Below are 4,328 nucleotides of genomic sequence, written 5' to 3'. Positions count from 1 at the left end.
AACTCATACTTTTACCACTTGACAAACTATTAGCATTGGTACTCAATAATTGTTCTGAGGAACCAATATTATTAGTTACTGGTTTTTCTTCAGCTTTGGCAGGATTAGCAGTTAAGCTAACAGTGAAAAACATTGTTAGTGTTGCAGTAAATAAAGTTGAAGTAGTTTTAATTTTCATGGCTTTCCTCTTGACAATTAATTGAAATACTTGAACAAACAAATTAACGCTTTAGCGTTATTTTATTATACCGTAAATCAACCGTATTTTTACAGTTCACCTTGAGTTTAAAAATAATTTTGATAGTTGAGATAATTGCATTATAAATTTATTGAGCAAGTGGCTAAAACAGACACAAACTTAGAAAAAACTAAGCTATGAGTGTCTGATAAAAGCACCTGCGCATTATCTACATATTTTGATTTATTATTCCCCATATTCCCATATTAATAAGTTTGGGAGAGAATTTTACTTTAAATTAGGGATAGTTTTAGATACTACTCAACTAATACTCACTAGAACTTGAGAACCTATATAGTTAATAGTTATAAGTCAATAAAAAGAAGTGAAGAGGGAAAATTTATTTCCTTAGTTATTCCCTCAACATTTCTGTTAAAATCACTTATTCGTAGATAGGCTCATCACTAGCAGTACCTTGTCCGAAATCCTTAAATTGAGTTAGAATTTCTTCTGTTTTTTCACGATTTTCTGGCTTTAAAGTGAAGACTACATTCTCAAAAGTAGGCTCTTCTTCTGGGGAAACATAAACCACTTGCTCATGGTTTACAACACCAATTTGACTGATGTCTGCGAAAGTTTCCATCCCTAGGGCATAAGCAAGGTTAGTTAGACGAGTGCTAACTGCTTGACAACGACGGTCAGGAGTATAAGCACCTTTAGGATGGTCGGAAGAAAGAGTTGCAGTCCATACAATCATTGGCTTAGAGGAAACTTGAATAACTTCTCGTTTCACTAGGGGGTATCCGCCTAAAATTCCAGGCTCACTTGTATCCCGTGTTTCACGAACTATTTGAGGAACAGTCGCGTATTGATTTTCTGCTGCATTAACTGAAACACAGGTGAAAACTACTTTGTCAGTAGTTTCAAATTGTCCTGCTTTAGCTTCTGATTGAGGTAGAAAACCCCAGAGACCAACGGTTGCTAAAACACCTGCTAAGGATACTTTTAATTGGTTATTCACAATCTTGACCTCTGACTTAATATCTGCTTTGGGAGAGAAGTTCTTTGTTTCTTCTCCATACTTTTACAGTAGAGGATTTACTTAGGGTTGTCAGTAAGAATAAAGTAATATTTCAAAATAAGACTTTCAGACAAGAAGTTATCTGAAAGTGATAAAAAAGTAATATATATTAGCTGTTTGTCTACTGGTTTACTGTTTTTATGCGTCGTTTTTGATTGAGATAATTTAGTNGGAACGGGAATTATAGAGGAGGTAGGAGTCAGAATTTTCCCTTGGTTTTTCTACCGTTGTCTGCCCAAAATACTAACTTTTTCAGTTTGACAAAGGGAAAAGCTGGTACTTTTTGAGACGAAAAGAAGGCTAATATCTTTATCTGTCAATTCTTTGATGATTATTCAGCCAGCCTTAATTAGGGTTTGCTGAATAAAATATTTTGGTAAGGGTAGGAGTCAGGAGTAGTAGGGGCGATTCGCGTTTGCGGAGCATTCCGTTAGGAAATCGCCCCTACAGAAGGAACGGGAATTATAGAGGAGGTAGGAGTCAGAATTTTCCCTTGGTTTTTCTACCGTTGTCTGCCCAAAATACTATAGCACTACGCAAATAGTTTAGGACATTTCTAAATCTTGAAACCCTTTAACAGTTTGCTGTTCCCTGTTCCTAGCGCGTAGCCCTATAACTTTTTCAGCTTGACAAAGTGAAAAACTGGTACTTTTTGAGACGAAAAAAGGCTAATATCTTTAATCTGTCAATTCTTTGATGGTTATTCAGCCAGCCTTAATTAGTTACCAGCTATCAAAAAAAATCTAAGCCCCCAACCCTCTTCCCCGCAAGGGAAGATAAGGAGAAGGAGTTCCTTATCCTTATATAGCAGTCGCCATTACCCATGGCTTCTAGGACATTCTCAAACTCTTTAATTTAGTTACGGCAAGAATTTAACTTCTAAATTATGAATTCTAAATTCTAAATTCTAAATTCTAAATTCTAAACTACTCCCTAATCACTATTAATAAACTCCAAGTAAGAATTACTTAGCTCCTTTACTGCCAACTCATAAAACTGCTTACCATGTTCGGGTGTTGCCAATGCAGGGTTAGAACCCATACGACCATCAGGATATCGGTGACGAAAATCAGCAGCACTATATATTGAATATCCACTAGCTACATCTTCTGAAAGTGGAGCTTGTTTAATTGCTTCTGGGTAAACATACTGAGTTAAAGCTACTTCGCTAGGTGTAGCGTGAGAGCCTTCTTGATTACCATATAACTCTTTGGCTAATTTGTAAACTGAGCTACACATAAACCAATTTCCGACTTTACACTTAACTTGGTCTGCATTAGCAATATTTAAATCAGCTAAATGAGCATAAGTTTCTGAGAAGGCAGCTTTCAAAGTCGCGATATTGCCTCCGTGACCATTAATAAAGAAGAATTTGGTAAATCCTGCCTTAGTTAAACAAACTATATAGTCACGAATCATCTGAATCATCGTACTAGGCCGCAGACTGATTGTACCTGGGAAATCTGTATGATGTAACGCCATCCCTACATTAATGGTCGGTCCCACTAATGCTTGTACAGTTTCTCCTACTCCCTTTGAGATGGCTTCTGCACAAATAGCATCTGTACCAATCAATCCTGTAGGTCCATGCTGTTCAGTAGAACCTATTGGCAGAATAATACCTTGAGATTGATTCACATAAGCTTCAACTTCAGGCCAGGTACTTAAGTGTAGTAACATATTTGACTTTTTTTGAATTATTTATACTTTTTATCTTAAATATAAGTAAAAAAATTAATCTAACCTTAAATTAGGGTTAAACTTTTTAATATACTCTAAATATNATAGAATTTATTACCAGTCCCACACTTCTAGAAATTTGTAGCAATATTTGATAAAATTTGTATTAAACTTTAATAATTTAACCTTTTGATAACCTAAACATAACCCTTTCTTAACCTATTAGTCATACTATAGGGGCATCCAAGTTTTGTATTTAGCATAACAATGCAAAATAAAAGTGGGCAATGCTTAGTAAACTAACACCGTTTTCTAGAAACGACAAAAAACCAGACTACAGAACAAATTCGGCTAGTGCTATGGTTGCCCTAGTAATATTTCATAGTCAGAAAGCATTGTATCAATGGGAGAAAGACCCAGTGCTTTTGGCAGTTGGATGGTTAAAAATTAATTGAGTTAATTAGCTACACAATTAACTAACAATTGCCTAATTTCTCTGTAAGGCAACATTAATAATTCACCATCAAACCTACCAGAAGCGATATTTATGTTTTCCCCAGATCTAAGCGAAAGTCTTTGCAGGTCTGCCGTCAGAACAAATAGCAAAGTTTTATTATTAGAGACCGAAGAGCTGTTTCGGGATATGTTAGCCCTGGCTCTAGAAGAACAAGGTTTTGAAGTAGTTATTGCTCCAGACGGGCGTAGTGTTATTCCCACTCTTGAGAATTCTTTATCAGTTAAAGGTGAGCAATATTTCAATCTACTAATTCTTGACTCCGTTAATGGTTTAGATTTATGCCGGATGTTAAGACATCAAGGTAATTTAATACCAATAATGATTTTAGGAGCAAGAGGCAGTGCTAATAATTGTGCTTTTTATTTAGAAGCTGGAGCTGATGATTATGTAACTAAACCCTTCGGGATGCGGGAGTTTATGGCTCGTTGCCAAGCTATGATGCGTCGCCAACGTTTAGGTCAAGTATCCCAAACAATTATGCTTCAGTATCAAGATATAATCCTTTATTCCGAAGAATGCCGAGTAACGGTTAGAGGTGAAGAAGTGAAACTTTCCCCCAAACAATTTCGCTTACTTGAATTATTTATGAGTTATCCACGCAGAGTTTGGTCTCGCGAACAATTGTTAGAACAAGTTTGGGGACCAGATTTTATTGGGGATAGTAAAACAGTTGATGTTCATATTCGCTGGTTACGGGAAAAATTAGAGTTAAATCCTAGTAAACCAGACTATGTGATTACTGTTAGAGGTTTTGGATATAGATTTGGGTAAATTAGGGAGTAGGGAGTAGGGGATTCAATAATTGATAATTGATAATTGATAATTGATAATTGATAATTGATAATTGATAATTGATAATTGATAATTGATAA

General features: G+C 35.6%; 4 protein-coding genes. 2 read left to right on the top strand and 2 right to left on the bottom strand.

All coding sequences use genetic code 11. The annotated features are described in order from the left end of the window. Positions 1-620: 620 nt before the first annotated feature. Together AFK68_RS08280 and AFK68_RS08275 are read right to left on the bottom strand one after the other, a co-directional pair. On the bottom strand, positions 621-1,199 hold the full coding sequence (locus tag AFK68_RS08280; protein WP_094672325.1) for a COP23 domain-containing protein: 579 nt from the start codon (positions 1,197-1,199) through the stop codon (positions 621-623). A 993-nt stretch (positions 1,200-2,192) separates the two neighbouring features. Further along, on the bottom strand, positions 2,193-2,939 hold the full coding sequence (locus tag AFK68_RS08275) for a creatininase family protein (protein WP_094672324.1): 747 nt from the start codon (positions 2,937-2,939) through the stop codon (positions 2,193-2,195). 287 nt (positions 2,940-3,226) lie between these two features. On the opposite strand from AFK68_RS08275, the gene AFK68_RS36450 reads away from it, so the two are divergent. Together AFK68_RS36450 and AFK68_RS08270 are read left to right on the top strand one after the other, a co-directional pair. Continuing rightward, positions 3,227-3,394, top strand: coding sequence for a hypothetical protein (locus tag AFK68_RS36450; RefSeq protein WP_168186368.1), 168 nt, complete (start codon positions 3,227-3,229; stop codon positions 3,392-3,394). Positions 3,395-3,486: 92 nt separating this feature from the next. Next, positions 3,487-4,227, top strand: a complete 741-nt coding sequence (locus AFK68_RS08270; RefSeq protein ID WP_094672323.1) for a winged helix-turn-helix domain-containing protein — start codon at positions 3,487-3,489, stop codon at positions 4,225-4,227. The last annotated feature ends 101 nt before the right edge of the window (positions 4,228-4,328 follow it).

The organism is Hydrocoleum sp. CS-953, from assembly GCF_002260545.1.
Classification (GTDB): domain Bacteria; phylum Cyanobacteriota; class Cyanobacteriia; order Cyanobacteriales; family Microcoleaceae; genus Trichodesmium.
This window is presented reverse-complemented; position numbering and strand designations above follow the sequence as displayed.